At 59.9% G+C, this 16862-nt stretch carries 17 protein-coding genes; 7 read left to right on the forward strand and 10 right to left on the reverse strand.

Annotated elements, in window-relative coordinates; genetic code table 11:
* Positions 1-21 precede the first annotated feature (21 nt).
* The gene (locus LOY52_RS17775; protein WP_258675353.1) at positions 22-2250 is read right to left on the reverse strand and encodes a polysaccharide biosynthesis tyrosine autokinase; all 2229 of its coding nucleotides are present in this window, start codon (positions 2248-2250) and stop codon (positions 22-24) included.
* Between the two features lie 38 nt (positions 2251-2288).
* Positions 2289-2729, reverse strand: a complete 441-nt coding sequence (locus tag LOY52_RS17780; protein WP_007968224.1) for a low molecular weight protein-tyrosine-phosphatase — start codon at positions 2727-2729, stop codon at positions 2289-2291.
* 291 nt (positions 2730-3020) lie between these two features.
* On the opposite strand from LOY52_RS17780, the gene LOY52_RS17785 reads away from it, so the two are divergent.
* Together LOY52_RS17785 and tal are read left to right on the forward strand one after the other, a co-directional pair.
* Positions 3021-3971 carry a glycosyl hydrolase family 5 gene (locus LOY52_RS17785; RefSeq protein ID WP_115989291.1) on the forward strand — a complete coding sequence of 317 codons (951 nt, stop codon included), beginning with the start codon at positions 3021-3023 and terminating at the stop codon, positions 3969-3971.
* A gap of 207 nt (positions 3972-4178) precedes the next feature.
* Positions 4179-5105 (forward strand): transaldolase, encoded by a 927-nt coding sequence (tal, locus tag LOY52_RS17790; RefSeq protein ID WP_027611470.1) that lies wholly within the window; start codon positions 4179-4181, stop codon positions 5103-5105.
* 239 nt (positions 5106-5344) lie between these two features.
* On the opposite strand, the gene rssC is transcribed toward tal, so the two are convergent.
* Together rssC and rssB are read right to left on the reverse strand one after the other, a co-directional pair.
* Entirely contained in the window at positions 5345-5827 is a 483-nt protein-coding gene (gene rssC, locus LOY52_RS17795) for an anti-sigma factor antagonist RssC (protein ID WP_003226553.1), read from the reverse strand.
* A complete protein-coding gene (gene rssB, locus LOY52_RS17800) occupies positions 5824-7008 on the reverse strand; it encodes a two-component system response regulator RssB (protein ID WP_258675357.1) in 1185 nt (394 codons plus the stop codon). Before rssB ends, rssC begins: the two co-directional genes overlap by 4 nt.
* A gap of 274 nt (positions 7009-7282) precedes the next feature.
* Here rssB and LOY52_RS17805 point away from each other — a divergent pair, with 274 nt between their 5' ends.
* The gene (locus LOY52_RS17805) at positions 7283-7582 is read left to right on the forward strand and encodes a PilZ domain-containing protein (RefSeq protein ID WP_258675358.1); all 300 of its coding nucleotides are present in this window, start codon (positions 7283-7285) and stop codon (positions 7580-7582) included.
* Between the two features lie 52 nt (positions 7583-7634).
* Here LOY52_RS17805 and LOY52_RS17810 read toward each other — a convergent pair whose 3' ends face one another.
* Positions 7635-8324: a VacJ family lipoprotein gene (locus tag LOY52_RS17810; protein WP_115989289.1), complete on the reverse strand. Its 690-nt coding sequence runs from the start codon at positions 8322-8324 to the stop codon at positions 7635-7637.
* Between the two features lie 196 nt (positions 8325-8520).
* Here LOY52_RS17810 and LOY52_RS17815 point away from each other — a divergent pair, with 196 nt between their 5' ends.
* Both LOY52_RS17815 and LOY52_RS17820 read left to right on the forward strand, forming a co-directional pair.
* Entirely contained in the window at positions 8521-9141 is a 621-nt protein-coding gene (locus tag LOY52_RS17815; RefSeq protein ID WP_258675360.1) for an HAD family phosphatase, read from the forward strand.
* A 109-nt stretch (positions 9142-9250) separates the two neighbouring features.
* A complete protein-coding gene (locus tag LOY52_RS17820) occupies positions 9251-9514 on the forward strand; it encodes a DUF4404 family protein (RefSeq protein ID WP_258675370.1) in 264 nt (87 codons plus the stop codon).
* Between the two features lie 190 nt (positions 9515-9704).
* On the opposite strand, the gene queF is transcribed toward LOY52_RS17820, so the two are convergent.
* Complete coding sequence (queF, locus tag LOY52_RS17825) at positions 9705-10535, reverse strand: NADPH-dependent 7-cyano-7-deazaguanine reductase QueF (RefSeq protein ID WP_258675372.1); 831 nt, start codon at positions 10533-10535, stop codon at positions 9705-9707.
* Between the two features lie 61 nt (positions 10536-10596).
* Positions 10597-11130 (reverse strand): cupredoxin family protein, encoded by a 534-nt coding sequence (locus tag LOY52_RS17830; protein WP_258675374.1) that lies wholly within the window; start codon positions 11128-11130, stop codon positions 10597-10599.
* A 154-nt stretch (positions 11131-11284) separates the two neighbouring features.
* Here LOY52_RS17830 and LOY52_RS17835 point away from each other — a divergent pair, with 154 nt between their 5' ends.
* Both LOY52_RS17835 and LOY52_RS17840 read left to right on the forward strand, forming a co-directional pair.
* Positions 11285-11965, forward strand: a complete 681-nt coding sequence (locus LOY52_RS17835) for a heavy metal response regulator transcription factor (protein WP_258675386.1) — start codon at positions 11285-11287, stop codon at positions 11963-11965.
* Entirely contained in the window at positions 11965-13314 is a 1350-nt protein-coding gene (locus tag LOY52_RS17840; RefSeq protein WP_258675389.1) for a heavy metal sensor histidine kinase, read from the forward strand. Before LOY52_RS17835 ends, LOY52_RS17840 begins: the two co-directional genes overlap by 1 nt.
* 98 nt (positions 13315-13412) lie before the next feature.
* Here LOY52_RS17840 and LOY52_RS17845 read toward each other — a convergent pair whose 3' ends face one another.
* The 3 genes from LOY52_RS17845 to LOY52_RS17855 all read right to left on the reverse strand — a co-directional run bounded on the left by LOY52_RS17845 (position 13413) and on the right by LOY52_RS17855 (position 16771).
* Complete coding sequence (locus tag LOY52_RS17845) at positions 13413-14657, reverse strand: lipoprotein-releasing ABC transporter permease subunit (RefSeq protein WP_258675400.1); 1245 nt, start codon at positions 14655-14657, stop codon at positions 13413-13415.
* Positions 14658-14826: 169 nt separating this feature from the next.
* Complete coding sequence (gene lolD, locus LOY52_RS17850) at positions 14827-15513, reverse strand: lipoprotein-releasing ABC transporter ATP-binding protein LolD (protein WP_258675408.1); 687 nt, start codon at positions 15511-15513, stop codon at positions 14827-14829.
* A gap of 7 nt (positions 15514-15520) precedes the next feature.
* The gene (locus tag LOY52_RS17855; RefSeq protein ID WP_041068963.1) at positions 15521-16771 is read right to left on the reverse strand and encodes a lipoprotein-releasing ABC transporter permease subunit; all 1251 of its coding nucleotides are present in this window, start codon (positions 16769-16771) and stop codon (positions 15521-15523) included.
* Between the last annotated feature and the right edge of the window lie 91 nt (positions 16772-16862).

Genomic DNA, 16862 nt, shown 5'->3' on the forward strand with positions numbered 1-16862 from the left:
CTGTTGGAACGTCCCTGAATCTCAGGATTTGTCCGACGCGTATTCGTAGTTGTAATAGCCATAGCTGCCATTGCCGTAGTAGCTGGCAGCGCGCTTCTCGACGCCGTTGAACACTGCGCCCTTGAGCTCGATGCCGTTCTGCGCGAAGCGGCGAATGGTCGCTTCAATTTCCTTGGCCGGGTTTACCGCAAACCGCGTGACGATCAGGCTGATCCCGGCTTCACGCCCGACAATCGCCGCGTCCGTCACTGCGAGCAGTGGCGGCGTATCGATGATCACCACGTCGTAGCGCTGACTCAGTTCGGCGAGCAGGTCGCGGAAGTTGGCATGCATCAGCAACTCGGAGGGATTCGGCGGAACCTGACCACGGCTGATGAAGTGCAGGTTGTCGATTTCCACCGTGTTGATCGCCTGCTCGATGCTGCAGCGCTTGACCAGCAGATCCGACAGGCCATTGGCGATCGGCACATTCAGCGTCTTGTGCAGATGGCCCTTGCGCATGTCGGCGTCGATCAGCAACACGCGCTGACCGCTCTGCGCCATGACCGCGGCGAGGTTGGAGGAGACGAAGGTCTTGCCGACCTGCGGGCTGGGGCCGGAGATCATGATGCGGTTGTTGGTCGAGTCCAGCGCGGCAAAGTGCAGACAGGTGCGCAGGCTGCGGATCGACTCGATGGACAGGTCGGTCGGGTTGCGCAGCGCCAGCAGATAGGCCGGTGTTTCGGCGGTGATTTTGGCCCGGCCCTTTTTCGTGTCCTCGTCGCGCTGCAAGGCGCTGTAGGGAATCGAGGCGTACACCGGCAGCCCGAGCTGTTCGATGGCTTCCGGCCCTTCCAGACCTTTGCTCAACGATTTGCGCAACAGCACCAGGGCTACGCCGACAAAGGCGCCGAGGAACGTTGCGATCAGCACGATCAGGGCTTTTTTCGGTTTGACCGGGCTGCTCAGGTCAACATCCGCCGGGTCGATCAAACGCACGTTGCCCACCGCACCGGCGCGGACGATGTCCAGCTCCTGGGATTTGTTCAGCAACTGCGTATAGATCTGCGAGGCGACTTCCACATCGCGGGTCAGGTTGAGCAGCTCCTGCTGCGTGGCCGGCAGATCGCCGACCTTGCCTTCCAGCGACTTCTGCTGCTGGGCCAACTCACCAATCTGCGACATCAAGGCGCGATACGCCGGATGCTGCTTGGTGAACTTGCGATCCATTTCCGCCTGCTGCATTTTCAGCTCGGAAATCCGCGTTTCCAGCGCCACGGACTGACCGAGCACCGACTGGGTTTCCAGGGAAATGTTCACCGTCTTGCCGTGGGTCTGATACGCGTTGAGCGCATCGCTGGCCTTGGCCAGATCACGCTTGACCTGCGGCAACTGACTTTGCAGGAACGCCAGGCTCTGCGCTGCTTCCGCCGAGGTGCGGCGCACGTTCTGATCCACGTAGAGCGCGGCGATCTTGTTGAGGATCTTCACCGCCTCGGCGGCATCGGCACTGGCCAGCGCCAGACGGATAATCCCCGACTCTTTACCTTGCTCGGAGATATCCAGCGCATCCTGGTAACCCTGAATGGTCACGATCCGTGGATTGCGCACCACTTCAAAGCGCGTGCCCGGGTTGGCTTGCAGGCGCTCGATCAAACCTTCGACGCCGTCCTGGGCGAAGGCTTCGCCGGCGACGCCCTCGACCAGCAGGTTGTCGTTGTCATCGAGCAACTGAAAGCGCTGTTGTTCACCAGCCACCAGGGTGAGCTTCTTGCCCAACAACTCTTTGGGCAGATTGAGCCGGGTAAATTCCAGACGCTCGCCACCCCAGGCGTAGCTGTTGAAGCCAAAACGCGGCGGCGCCACGCTGAACTCGGTTTCGCCGCGATAACGCCGGGCGAGAAAACCGCCGACCACCGGGAAGGTGTTGGGCGTGACGTCGATATCCAGGCGCAGGTCGTCGACGGTTTTGCCGATCACCGCCCGGGACTTGATGATGCCGATTTCGGTCACCGACGGCGATTGCCCGCCGAGCATGCTGCTGAGGTCGGAAAAGCCGAGCATGTCGTTCTTTTTCGGTTCGACCTGCACCAGCGCGTTCGCCAGGTACACCGGCGTCGCCAATACCGCATAGGCAACGCCGGCGGCCATGAATGCACCGGTGAATGCACCGATCAACCATTTCTGGTCGATTAAACTGCCAAATATGCCGAGAAGATCAATACTGTCTTGATCGTTATCACGGTTGGCGATTACTGACGGTAACTGCATAAGTCTTTCTTACCATTCACTGATCTGAAGAATGTTCATCAATGTCCGAGGCGCTGCGCCCACGAGCTAACAGCATCTTCAATCAATGCATGGGCATGAATAAAAGCGGCCTTACCTTGACGATACGGATCCTGTATTTCTCGTTCGCTCTGCCACTTGCCGAGAAGAAATACTTTGCCTCGGGCGTGCGAGGCAATCTTCAGCACCTGATTCACATGTTGTTTTTCCATGACCAGAATCAGGTCTGATTCATTGACGATATCGGCGGTCAATTGCCGGGCCCGGAAACCCTCGGCGCTGTGCCCGTGGTCTTCCAGCACCTGGCGCGCCGAGGCTTCCATGCCTTCGCCGACCCGCGCAGAGAGACCTGCGGAAGTCACCGAAATGGTTGAGGGGGTCAGCGCGTTACGCAGCAGAAGTTCTGCTGTCGGACTTCGGCAAATATTGCCAACGCACACGACGAGGATCTTTTTGAACAAGGTTTACATTCCTGTGTAATATCATTCTGCCAACATCTAGAGCGGATCTTAATGAACCCACTAGATCATTCTGCACTCAGAAATAGATTCGCCCTGTTAGTACCAGCGTATTAAGTACCACAGGGTCAAAAGCCGCCAAAACACAATTAACGGACTAAAAATAACTGTGATTTTCAGGTCTTGTTTTCCTGACAAAAAATAACATCGGCGCACTTAGTGCCATTGTCAGTTTCGAAACAGTTATCTCGAGATATCTTTTCGCCGTTGTCACTTCTCACCCGGAGAACCGACATGAAATCAGCCCATCTCAAACCCCTGAGCGCCCTGACCCTGTTACTGCTGGCGGCAACCGGCCAGAGCCAAGCCAATGAACTGTTCCCGGCATTGCCCGCCAATAAAACCATCGGGGTTCAGGTCAAGGTCCAGACCTTCTCCGCAGCCGACGCCGAGCGCGTCAAAGCCACCGGCTTCAGTTTCGTGCGCTTTGGCGTATGGACTGACAGCCTGCCCAGCGCGGCCTACCAGAAGCAGATCAGTGATGCCTTCGCCGTGGCCCGCGCGGCCGGTCTGCCGGTGTTGATGACCCTGCGCGCGACCAAGCCGTTACCGGCCAATGATCTGGCGAATGCGGGGGTCGCGTATGCCAACGCGCTGACCAGCCTGGCAGCGACCTATGGCTCACAACTGGTGGCGATCGAGCTATGGAATGAGCCGGACCTTGGCACCTACTGGCCGACCGGCAATTTCGATACGACGTTCGTGCCGTTCATGAGCGCTGCGTGCAAGACCCTGCAAGACAAGCCCCAGACCGTCCCGGTGATCGGTTTTGGCTTCGCCCGGCCGCCGACTGCCGGCTCGGCGTCCACCGTGGCACTCAACCGAATCGTCAGCGAATACCCCAAATGTCTCAACGCGGTTTCCTACCATCCCTACGGCATGAGCGGCACGCAGATCAGCAACGCCCAGGCGTTTATCCAGCAGAATTTCCATCTGCCGGGGGTGATCAGCGAATGGGGCATCTCGGCGCTCGCCTCCAACGGCGGGATTGAGGGTCAGGCCAGCAAAATCAGCGCATTCGTCGCCGATATCAAAACCCGCAACATTGCCCTGACCTCGATCTACGAATGGAAAAACAGCGACACCGGCAGCAATGACCGCGAGAAGAATTTCGGTCTGTTGACGTCCGATGGCCAGCCGAAACCGGCAGAAACTGCGGTCAAAACCCAGCTAAGCCAGCAATAACCTCCATCAATGTGCTCAAGGGGCGCTGGCCGTCAGTTGCTTTGAACCTGCGGCCGATTTTGGCATCGTATTCATCGATACCGCGCCCCACCGTTCAAACAGCCGTTCTCAGGTTGTTGCCCCCGGGGAACCCGTTGCGCCTTGATGCCCTTGAGTGGCTGTCAACGCTCGGGTAATGTCGTCAAACCCACAGGACAGAGCACACCCATGACTTCCAAGCTGGAACAACTCAAACAGATGACCACCGTAGTTGCCGACACCGGCGACTTCGAAGCGATCGCCCGGGTCAAGCCGGTCGACGCCACCACCAACCCTTCCCTGCTGCTCAAGGCAGCCGCCATCCCCGCCTACGCCGAGCTGCTGAACGCCTGCGTCAGCGACTGCAAGGGCGACGTGGGCCTGGCCAGCGACCGCTTCGGCGTCGCCGTGGGCCAGGAAATCCTCAAAGTGATTCCGGGCCGCATTTCCACCGAAGTGGATGCGCGCCTGTCGTTCGACCAGGACGCCGTGCTCAAGCGTGCGCATCGCCTGATCGAGCTGTACGACAAGGCCGGCATCGGCCGTGACCGCGTGCTGATCAAGATCGCTTCGACCTGGGAAGGCATCCGCGCTGCCGAGATCCTTGAGAAGGAAGGCATCCAGACCAATCTGACCCTGCTGTTCTCCTTCGCTCAGGCTGCCGCTTGCGCTGACGCCGGGGTGTTCCTGATCTCGCCGTTCGTGGGCCGCATCTACGACTGGTACAAGAAGGCTAACGGCAACGACTACACCGGCGCCGATGATCCGGGCGTGCAGTCGGTGACCCGCATCTACAACTACTACAAGGCCAATGACTACAAGACTGTGGTCATGGGCGCCAGCTTCCGCAACCTGAGCCAGATCGAGCAACTGGCCGGCTGCGATCGCCTGACCATCAGCCCGGACCTGATCGACAAGCTCGCGGCAGACACCGGCAAACTGGAGCGCAAACTCGCCCCGGGCCACGCCGGCGAAGCGCGCCTGAGCCTCAACGAAGCGCAATTCCGCTGGCTGTCCAACGAAGACGCGATGGCCACCGAGAAACTGGCTGAAGGCATCCGTCAGTTCGCCCGTGACCAGGAGAAGCTTGAGGCGCTGCTGCAGGCCAAGCTGTGATCTGAGTCGTTGAAATGCAAAAAGGGCGAACCCGGTTGGGTTCGCCCTTTTTTGTTGGCGTTGTCCAGTGCAAATGATGACTTACGGCAGTTGGCATCCCTGTGGCGAGGGAGCTTGCTCCCGCTGGGCTGCGAAGCGGCCCAATTGGCTATCCGAGTTTTTCAGAAACACCGTGCCGGCAGGTTTTTATGGCTGCTGCGCAGCCAAGCGGGAGCAAGCTCCCTCGCCACAGAGGCCACTCAGTGGCGTTCGAGAGCGTTCACCAGGTCATGGAAGGCTTCACGATTGGAGTCGTTCAGGCCCATGAGGATCTTGTGCGCTTCGAGCACCTTGATCCGCACCACTTCTTCTGACTGGTCCTGATCCGGCAGGTCGTCCAGGCACTCGGGGCACGGCACCGGGTGGTTGACGATGTTGAACACCTGCTCGAAGCCCATCGATTGCAGCAGACGGGTGATGTCTTCGTGGGTGGTGACGACGGTCGGCAGCAGGCCGACCTTTTGCCGCGACAGGATCGACAGTTTGGCCAGCAGGCCGAGGGTGGTGCTGTCGATGCTGCGGGTTTCGGTCAAATCGATCACGATCGCGTTGAAATTCAACGCGGTGAAGATTTTCTCAATAGTCGCATCCAACGCCGAACACAGGGTCAGGCGAACTTCACCGACGAACTTCAGGACGAAGGTGCCGTCCTGTTCGGCGAACTGGATTCTACCGGTACTCATTGAAGGTTCCTGCTCAACACCAACAGGGCGATATCATCCGGCATCTCCCCTAGCGTGGCCAATTCAAACACTTGCCGCAGACCATCCAGGCTGCCGCCCGCCGCCTTCACCCGTTGAGGCAAGGCAGCTTCTTTTTCCTTGAGCGTCGGTTCTGGCAACAGATCCAGAATGCCGTCGGACATCAGCGTCAGGCTGAAGGTCGGAGGCAGCTCAAGCACGTGATCTTCGTAGGTGGCCTCATTGAACAGGCCCACCGGCAAACCGCGGCCTTCGAGGTAACGAACACTGTCAGGCGTGTACAACACAGGCAACGGCAGATGGCCGCCGATGCTATAGGTCAACAAACCGGTCTCCTCGTCGATGACTCCACCGACCATTGTGACGTGTTTGCCCAGCTTACAACTGATCAGCCCCCGGTTGATATGACCCAGGACTTCCGAAGGCTTGAATTCCGGCAACGTGCCGTTGCGCTTGGACTCGAACAGCAGGCGCGTGGTCATGAACTTCAGCAGCACGGTGACGAACGCTGACGAGGCGCCATGGCCCGATACGTCGGCCAGGTAGAACGCCACCCGACGCTCGTCGACGCGGAAGTAGTCGACAAAATCTCCCGACAGGTACAGCGACGGGATGATCTGGTGGGCAAACTGGAATTCGTCAATGCGCCACGGACTTTCCGGCAGCATGTTCATCTGCACCTGGCGACCGGCGTTCTGGTCTTCCTGGAGCAGGTTCAGGCTGGCTTCGAGCTCGCGGTTGGCCTTCTCCAGCTTCTCGCGGTAGCGCTGGTTCTCCAGCAACAGGTGCGCACGATCAAGCGCACGACGCACCGAGTGCTCGAGCACAGCCAGGTCTTCGAGAGGCTTGATCAGGTAGTCCGCCGCACCCAGGCGCAGCGCCTCGACCGCGTCGTTCATCACGCCGGCACCCGAAACGACGATCATCGGCGTTTGCGGTGACCGCTCGGTGACCTGACGGATAAGTTCGAGACCACCCATCTGCGGCATGCGCAGATCGCAGATGACCAAGTCGGGCTTGTCTTGCTCGAATACCTGAAGACCCTGTTGGCCGTTGCTGGCCTGCAGGACGCTGAAACCACTGTCTTCCAAATAGGCCGCGAGGCTCGCGCGCACTACTTCGTCATCATCGATTATCAGCAGCGTGGCACTGGTTTTTGGCATGTGGGCAAACGGCGCCAGAATTAGGTTGGCGTAGCAGGCGGGGCATCGGCCCGGCTCAGACTACTGGATTCGCTTTCTAGCCTCTCTGCTGCACCGCTTTCGAGCACTGAGCCGGAACGCGGTTGCACCAGAGGTGCCCTTCTAAGGCGCAGACGGTACTCCCATCCGCGGGGCGTTTCAAGCATGCGCCGATGGTCGCTTGACGACTTTACTTGTCAAATCACCGAGAGTTATAAGAACAGCTCAAACCGTAACCCAATGGAAGGTCGAAGCCATGAGTCAAACCGGTCGGGACTACAGCGAAAAGCGCGATTTCATCCGCATGCGGGTCGATGCCGATGTGGTGCTGATTCATGAAGGCGATGAGATCGCCGGCGTGTGCATCGACCTCTCGAGCAGCGGCATGCAGGTCGAAGCGCCGCGCCAGTTCGCGGTTGGCGACCGCTTGAGCGTACGCATCGACTCCGAGCATGCCGCGTTGAGTGGGCTGGAAGCGGAGACCAAAGTGGTCTGGGTCAAGGCCCAGGAAGGCGATGGACAGAAGCTCGGACTGACCATTCTGAAGATGAAATAAGCGCACACAAAAAAGGCGGCCTCACGTGCCGCCTTCTTGTCATCGGTCGAGATTAAAAATCGTCTTCGACCTGACCATCCTTGACCTTGAACTCGCGGTTCTGCAGATAGGCGTTGCGGATGAAGGTGTACTTGTCACCGCTGATCAGCTTCTCGCTCGACAGCAGGCTGGCGCGGGTATCGACGATGTTCAGGCCAAAGACCGAGTTACGGACAGGCACGTCGTTGATGTAGCGGTACGGACCGGTGTAGCTGTCGACGTACTTGGACGGTGCATCACGCAGGGTGCTCGGGCCGAGCAACGGCAGCATCACGTACGGGCCGCTGCTGACGCCCCAGTAACCGAGGGTCTGACCGAAGTCTTCGTCGCTGCGATTCAGGCCCATTTTGGTGCCGACATCGAAGAAGCCCAGCAGGCCGAAGGTGGTGTTGAAGATGATACGCGCGGTATCGACACCGGCTGCTGCGGGCTTGGCCTGCAGAATGTTGTTCGCCAGGTTGGTGACGTCACCGACGTTGCGGAACATGTTGTGGATGCCGTCTTCGAGGAACTGCGGCGTCACGAACTCATAGCCCTGCGCCAGCGGCTTGAGCGCGTAGGTGTCGACGAAGTCGTTGAACTGGAAGATCGGGCGGTTGACGCTTTCCCAAGGGTCTTCTTCCGTTGCAGCGTTGGCGGCGAACGGAACCAGCAAGACGCTGGCACATACACATAGCTGAGCGAGAGGATTGCTCCAGCGCATAGAAAACTCCTTGGATTTTTACTGGCGCGGGCACCCGGGCCCAAGCGTTAAGAGCGCTAGTATAAGCGCAAAAGCCGTTTTGGGCAGTCTGCCCGTGAAGAGTAATGCAGGACGTTTCGAGAGCGCGTCTTCACACACCTGTCATCCAACTGTCATCGATGTCCCCTAGCCTCATGACTATTTCAGGGATGTTGCCATGACCCACGCTGAAGCCTTGCCTGTCGCCGCGCCCGGCCTGACCGCCGTGCTGTTCGGACTCAGTGGCTGTCTGGTGGATTTCGGTGCCCGTGCCCATCAACACGCCAGCATGCTGCCCGAGCACGCCGACGCCACACCCGGCGCCCTCGACAGCCTGCTCAGCCTGCAGCGCCAGCAGATTCCCTGTGCATGGATCGATGAACTGCCCCCTGCCCTCGCGCATCCCCTGGCGGCCTCTCTGCCGGCGTGGATCAAACCGACGCAATATTCAGCAACAATCAATCTATGGCCCGCGCCGAACGCCTGCTGGCAGGCGCTGATGGGCTTGAACGTCAGCCGTCTGGATGGCTGCGTACTGGTCAGCGGCGAGCCGCGCCTGCTGCAATCGGGCCTCAACGCCGGGTTGTGGACCATTGGCCTGGCGTCCTGCGGCTCGCTGTGCGGCCTGTCGCCGAGCGAGTGGCAAGCGCTGAGCCAGAACGAACGCGACCAACGACGCGGTAAGGCAACCCTGCAGTTGTTCGGGCTGGGCGTGCATTCGGTGATCGATCATCTGGGCGAACTCGACACCTGCCTGGCCGACATCAACCTGCGCCGCCTCAAGGGCGAAAAGCCCTGACCGGGATCATGCAGGTTGCAGCAGAGTGGATTAATCTAAAGGTCAGCCATAGACCTTTGGCGCGCGGCTGCGGTCAATGCCAGTGCCTCTTGATAAAAGGAACCCCACCATGCCCGCCCAAGAACTGCAAAAACAACTCGACACCCTGCGCGAGCAACTGGAGCAGAATCCGCCGCTGTCCGAAGCCGAACGTGAAGATCTGCATGCGCTGATGTCGCAGATCGAATCGGAAATCAAACTGGAGAGCGCCACTCAGGATGCCAGCATCGCCGATGGCGTGAACCTGGCGGTGGACCGCTTCGAACTCGAACACCCGGCCATTGCCGGCACCCTGCGCAATATCGTCAATGCGCTGGGTAGCATGGGGATCTGATTTCCCAGCCACACAAAAAAAGCCCTGCCAGCACTGGCAGGGCTTTTTCATTTCCACAATTTGAAACACAGTCCCCTGTGGGAGCGAGCCTGCTCGCGAAGGCGTCGTGTCAGTCGACATCATCGTTGAATGACATACAGCCTTCGCGAGCAGGCTCGCTCCCACATTGGATATGCCACATCCTGATTCTTTATTGACGGACCAGACGATGGTTCGGCAGTTGTACCGCTTCAGTGCTGCGATACGGATTGATATCCAGCCCGCCACGACGCACATAGCGCGCAAACACCGTGAGCTTCTCCGGCTTCAACAAACGCTGCAGGTCGAGGAAGATCCGCTCCACGCACTGCTCGTGGAAGTCCGAGTGCTGGCGGAAGCTGACGATGTATTCCAGCAGACTGGCGTGATCCAGCGCCGCACCACGATATTCCACCACCACGCTGCCCCAGTCCGGCTGACTGGTCACCGGGCAGTTGGATTTGAGCAGATGGCTGTGCACGCTCTCTTCGACAATCCGCGAATCATCGCAACGCAGCAATTCCGGACGCGGATGCTCATAGTTGCTGACGCTGATGTCCAGATCGTCGATGCACACGCCGGGCAACGCCACGACGCCTTCGGCCTCGACGTCCTTCAGGCTGCGTACCCGTACGCCGACCGGTTTGCCGGCAGCGGCCGACAGGTCCTTGATCAGCGTCGCTTCCAGGCTGGCGATGTCCACAAACGATGTCTGGTTCAGCGAATTCAGGTACAGCTTGAACGACTTCGATTCGATGATGTTCGGCGAATCCGCCGGAATGCTGAATTCACCGATCGCCACCACCGGCTTGCCCGACGGCAACAGCCACGACAGTTCGAAGCAGTTCCAGAAATCCACGCCTTTATACGGCAGGGTTTCGGCGGTCAGGCCCAGCTCGGCCCATTTCGCGGTGCGCGGAATCGGGAACAGCAGGGACGGCGTGTACGTGGCGATGTATTCGCTGGATTTGCCCAGCGGCGAATGTTCGGCTGCGGGATGCATGGCGGAAACCTGACTGAAGAATCAGCGGATTCTATCAGCCTTTGCGCCCGCCTTTGAGTGCTTACTGACTGACAGTCAGTTTGCCGACCATGCCCGCCTGGTAGTGACCGGGAATATTGCAGGCGAATTCCAGGCTGGTGGCCTTGCTGAAGGTCCAGGTCAGCTCGGCGGTCTTGCCCGGCTCGACCAGCACGCTGTTCGGGTCGTCGTGCTTCATGTCGTGGCCCATGCTGCCGTGATCCATGCCCGCCATGTCGTGGGACATTTCTTTCATCCCGGTAGGCGTGAGCATGCCGCTTTGCTGCATCTGCAACATTTCCTGCTGGTGTTGGGCATGCATCGCGGCGTCACCGAGGTTGAATTCGTGCAGCAACTGGCCTTTATTCACCAGCACAAAGCGAACCGTCTCACCGGCCTTGACCTGAATCGCCTTGGGATCGAACGACATGTCGTTCAGTACAACTTCGATGCTGCGGGAGGCCTTGGCCGCAGGGGCCGGCTGGCCGAAATCATAAGTGTGCGCGGGCGCGGCCCAGACAGGTGAACTCAGCGCCAGCAAACAGGCGGCGACGGCCAGAGGATTGCGCAAAAACATAGTCATACTCCAACAAGATAAGGTTCAGCCTGTGGGAAACTCTAGCCCGCCTGCGCTGGCAGCTACCTGACAGGCAGATTACAACTTTGTCAGGTTGGCGCGTGTCGCCTGCTCCCACGGTATAACGCCTTTGTTCCTACATCCCGAGCCGCCCATGAAACTGCTGATCGTCGAAGACCAACCGAAAACCGGCCACTACCTGCGCCAAGGCCTGACCGAGGCCGGGTTCAACACGGAACTGGTGGCCGACGGCGTCGGCGGTCAGCAACTGGCCTTGAGCGGTGATTATGCGCTGTTGATTCTCGACGTGATGCTGCCCGGGCGCAGTGGCTGGCAGATTCTACACGCGGTGCGCAGCGCCGGCCTCGACACGCCGGTACTGTTTCTCACCGCCAAAGATGCAGTCGAGGATCGGGTTCACGGCCTCGAACTCGGCGCCGACGACTATCTGGTCAAACCGTTCGCCTTCTCCGAGTTGCTGGCCCGGGTGCGCAGCCTGCTGCGCCGTGGCAGCGCCCTGCCCCAGGAAACCAGTCTGCAACTGGCCGACCTGCGTCTGGACCTGATTCGCCGTCGGGTCGAACGCGGCGGCCAGCGCATCGACCTCACCGCCAAGGAATTCGCCCTGCTGGAAATGCTCCTGCGCCGCCAGGGTGAAGTGTTGCCCAAATCGCTGATTGCCTCGCAGGTCTGGGACATGAACTTCGACAGCGACACCAACGTGATCGAAGTGGCGATCCGTCGCCTGCGCCTGAAGATCGACGATGACTTCCCCAACAAACTGATCCATACCGTGCGCGGCATGGGTTACGTGCTTGAAGAGCGTCCGGCCTGATGCGTCGCCTGTCCCTGAGTTCTCGTCTGGCGCTGCTGTTTGCCGCCTGCACCGCTGTAGTCTCGCTGTTCGCCGGGGTGCTGTTCAGCCGCGCCAGCGAGGCGCACTTCATTGAGCTCGATCAGCAATTGCTCGACGGCAAGTTGATCGGTTTGCGCCGTGCCCTGCAGGATGTGCAACCCGCTCAGCGAGAGGCGCGGCTGGCGGATGAGCTGAGCCGTCAGGCCGACCTGGCACTGCGTATTACTGGCAGTGACGGCCAGCGCTGGTACGACAGTTCGATCAATTTATCGCAGGACTTGCCGCAACAGCCGGGCCTGTCGACCATCAGCCATGACGGCGCCGACTACCGCGTGCTTAACGCCCCGCTCGATCCAGACCAATCCGATTCGCCGCAACTGACGCTGCTGCTGGACATCACCCATCACCAGCACTTTCTGCAACGCATGCAGCACCTGATCTGGCTGACCGTCGGGTTGTCGGCGCTGGCCACCGCGCTGCTCGGCGCCTGGGCTGCACGCAGCGGCTTGCGTCCGCTGCGACGCATGAGTGCAGTGGCGCGTGGGATTTCTGCGCATTCGCTCAACGCCCGACTGCCGGAAGCGCAAATGCCGCCGGAGCTTGCGGAAATGGCCCACAGCTTCAACGCCATGCTCGGACGCCTCGATGACTCGTTTCAACGGCTGTCGGCGTTTTCTGCCGACATCGCCCATGAACTGCGCACACCGCTGTCGAACCTGCTGACCCATACCCAGGTCACCCTCACCCGCCCACGCCCGCTCGAGGATTACCGCGAAGCCCTGCACAGCAACCTCGAAGAACTGCAATGGATGGCACAATTGGTCAACGACATGCTTTATCTGGCCAAGGCTGACCATGGTTTGCTGGTGCCCAAGCGCGAGTCGCTGGAGCTGGCGGACGAGAGCGATGTGTTGCTGGAGTTTTTCGCGCCATTGGCCGAGGACGCCGGGGTGACGCTGAGCCGCGAAGGTCATGCGCGCATGAAAGGTGATCGCAATATGTTGCGCCGGGCCTTGTCGAATCTGCTGGATAACGCGCTGCGCTTCACCCCGGCGGCGGGCAGCGTGCGCCTGTCCATCGTCGATCAACCGCATGCGGTGCAGGCGTCGGTGGAGAACAATGGTGAAGGGATTTCAGCAGAACTGTTGCCACGGCTGTTTGACCGGTTTTATCGGGCGGATCCGGCGCGGCAGGAAGGCAGCAGTGAACATGCGGGGTTGGGGTTGGCGATTACCCAATCGATCGTCCGCGCGCATGGTGGGCAAATTCATTGCGAATCGGCTGCGGGGTGGACGCGGTTTGTGATCGAGTTGCCCAAAGGAGAATGAGGTCGATAGGACCGGCCCCTTCGCGAGCAGGCTCGCTCCCACAATTGGAATGCATTTCCCTGTGGGAGCGAGCCTGCTCGCGAAGACGGTATTGGCGCTTACGAATATCTCAACGCGTGAGCCGGCTCGATCTTCGCCGCCCGCAATGCCGGGTACACCGTCGCCAAAAAGCTCAGAATAAAGCCCGCCGAGCAGATCAACAGCACATCCCCGCCCTGCAATTCCGAAGGCAGGTTGCTGACGAAGTACACGTCGGAACTGAAGATGTGCTGCCCGGTAACGCGCTCGACCCAGCCAACCATTTCGCTGACGTTCAGCGCAGCGATCACGCCGAGCACGCCACCAATCAATGTGCCGACAATGCCGATCACCGTGCCCTGCACCATGAAGATCGCCATGATCTGCCGTGGCGTGGCGCCGATGGTGCGCAAGATCGCGATGTCCGCGCCTTTGTCGTTCACCACCATGATCAGCGTGGCGATGATATTGAACGCCGCCACGGCGACAATCATCAGCAACAACAGGCCGATCATGGTCTTTTCCATTTTCATCGCGCTGAACAGGCTGCCCTGGGTGTGGGTCCAGTCGTCAGCCTTGAACTCGGCCCCGAGGCCTGTAGCGATGTCCGAGGAGACTTTCGGCGCGGCGTACAGATCCTTCACCGCCAGGCGAACGCTCTGTACCTGATTCGGCTGCCAGTGCTGCATGGTCGCGGCATCGGCCACGTGGATCAGGCCCATCGAGCCGTCCAGCTCGGCGCCGACCTTGAACACGCCGACCACGTTCAGGCGCTGCATGCGCGGGGTGATGCCACCCGGTGCGGTGCTGACTTCCGGGACGATCAGGGTGATCTTGTCGCCGACATTGAGTCGGAAGCGGCGCGCGGTGATTTCACCGATCACCACACCGAACTCGCCCGGCTTCAGGTCATCGAGACGTCCCTGCACAATGTGCTGGGCCACGATCGACACCTTGCCTTCCTGGGCCGGATCGACGCCGCTGATCTGAATCGGCTGCATCAAACCCTTGTAGGACAGCATGCCTTCCATCTCGGTGAACGGCACGGCGGCGGTCACTTCCGGATTTTTCAGTGCGGCGGCGGCGACCGGCTGCCAGTCATCGATCGGCTTGACGCCAACGATGGTCGCGTGCGGCACCATACCGAGGATGCGCGAGCTCATCTCGCGCTGGAAGCCGTTCATCACCGACAGCACCACGATCATCGCCAGCACGCCGAGGGCGAGCCCGATCATCGAAGTCATCGAGATGAACGAAACAAAGCGATTGCGGCGCTTGGCGCGGGTATAGCGCGTGCCGATAAAGATCGATAACGGTCTGAACATTCGCTGGGGCACCGTATAAAAAATCAAGCTTAAAAAAGCGGCCAATCGCTTGAGAGCGTAGCGAGCGAAGGAAAGACAAGGCAAAAACAGGCGAGGAAGCGGAGTCTACTGGCTGTAAATGAGCATTCCGAGCCTGTTTTTAACGCAGTATTTCCGAGCGCAGTAGCTCTCAAGTGATTGGAGTCAGGCAACCTTCCTGCAATTGCAGGACGCGGTCCATCTGGCGGGCCAGGTTCATGTCGTGAGTCACCACCAGGAACGCCGTGCGCATCGAAGTGCTGAGTTCCAGCATCAAATCCTGAATGCCTTCGGCGGTGTGCGAATCGAGGTTACCGGTTGGCTCGTCGAGCATCACCAGACCTGGATTGTTCACCAGCGCACGGGCGATGGCCACGCGCTGGCGTTCGCCACCGGACAGCTCGGCCGGTTTGTGCTCCAGACGATGGCCCAGCCCCACGCGCTCCAGCAACGCGGTAGCGCGCTGACGTGCTTCCGGGATCGCGGTCTTGCCGATCAGCAGCGGCATGCAGACGTTTTCCAGCGCGGTGAATTCCGGCAGCAAGTGGTGGAACTGGTAAACGAACCCGAGGGCACGGTTACGCAGCAGGCCACGCTTCTTCTCGCTCAGCGCCGACAGTTCTTCACCGTCGAGCCAGACACTGCCCTCGGTTGGCGTATCGAGACCGCCCAGCAGGTTGAGCAAGGTACTTTTGCCGGAACCGGATTTGCCGACGATCGCCACGCGCTCGCCAGGGTGCAACTCCAGTTGCAGACCGGCCAACACTTGCACCGACTCCGGGCCTTCCTCGTAGGATTTGCCCAGGTTGCGGCAGCTCAAGATTGCTTTATCACTCATGCCCGACTCACTCATAACGTAGCGCCTCCGCCGGCTGGGTGCGCGCGGCACGCCAGGCGGGATACAGGGTGGCGAGGAAACTCAGGACCAACGCAGCGGCGCAGACCATGACCACGTCCTGGCTCTGCACCTGCGACGGCAGGTAATCGATGAAATACACGTCGGCGTTGAGGAACTTGTGGCCGATCAGCCCTTCGAGGGCGGAAATCGCCGCACTGACGTTGAGCGCAGCGAGAATACCGAGCACCGCACCAATCGCCGTACCGACCACGCCGATCACGGTGCCCTGCACCATGAACGTGCGCATGATCGTCCCCGGCGTAGCGCCGAGGGTACGCAGAATGGCGATGTCGCTCTTCTTGTCATTTACCACCATCACCAGCGTGGAAATGATGTTGAACGCAGCCACCGCGACGATCAGCAGCAACAGCAGACCGATCATGGCTTTTTCCATGCGGATCGCCTGATACAGGTTGCCGTGGGTACGGGTCCAGTCGCGGGCGTAGTAATGGTCTTCGCCCAACTGCTGGGCGATGGTCCAGGCCACGCGCGGCGCCTGGAAAAGATCATCGAACTTCAACCGGATGCCCTGTACCTGATCAGGCTTCCAGCGGTGCATCTTCGCCAGATCCTGCAGGTTGGTGACGCCCAGATAGCCGTCCAGCTCACCGGCGCCGACATGGAAGATGCCGACCACGGTAAAGCGCTTCATGCGCGGGAACATCCCGGCCGGGGTCACGCTGACCTCCGGCGCGACGAAGGTGACTTTGTCACCGAGGCCCACGCCGAGCTTGGTCGCGGCCTTGTCGCCGATGACGATGCCGAAGCTGCCCGGCGTCAGGTCGTCGAGTTTGCCCTGCTTCATGAAGTTGTCGATGATCGACACATTGCGCTCGAGCGCGGGGTCGATGGCGTTGAGCAACACCTTGGACACCTGGCCGTTGTTGGTCAGCAAACCCTGCATCTGAGTAAACGGCGCAACGGCCGTCACCTCCGGGTTGCGTTTGACCTTGGCGGCCAGGCTCTGCCAATCGTTGATCGGTTCGCCGGTTTCAAGAGTCGCGTGAGGCACCATGCCCAACACGCGGGTGCGCATCTCATGATCGAAGCCGTTCATCACCGAAAGCACCACGATCATCACGATCACGCCAAGGGCGAGCCCGATCATCGAAGTCAGGGAAATGAATGACACAAAATGATTGCGACGCTTTGCACGGGTATAACGCGTGCCGATAAATACGAAGAGAGGTCTGAACATGTCGGGGCTTGTTCGGAGGGAAAAGGAACGTCCTTGTGGCGGGGGTCGATAACCAGCTTTACACTCAGACCACCGCCGCTACCATGGGTTC

It is taken from the genome of Pseudomonas sp. B21-051, assembly GCF_024748795.1.
GTDB classification, from domain to species: Bacteria; Pseudomonadota; Gammaproteobacteria; order Pseudomonadales; family Pseudomonadaceae; genus Aquipseudomonas; species Aquipseudomonas putida_A.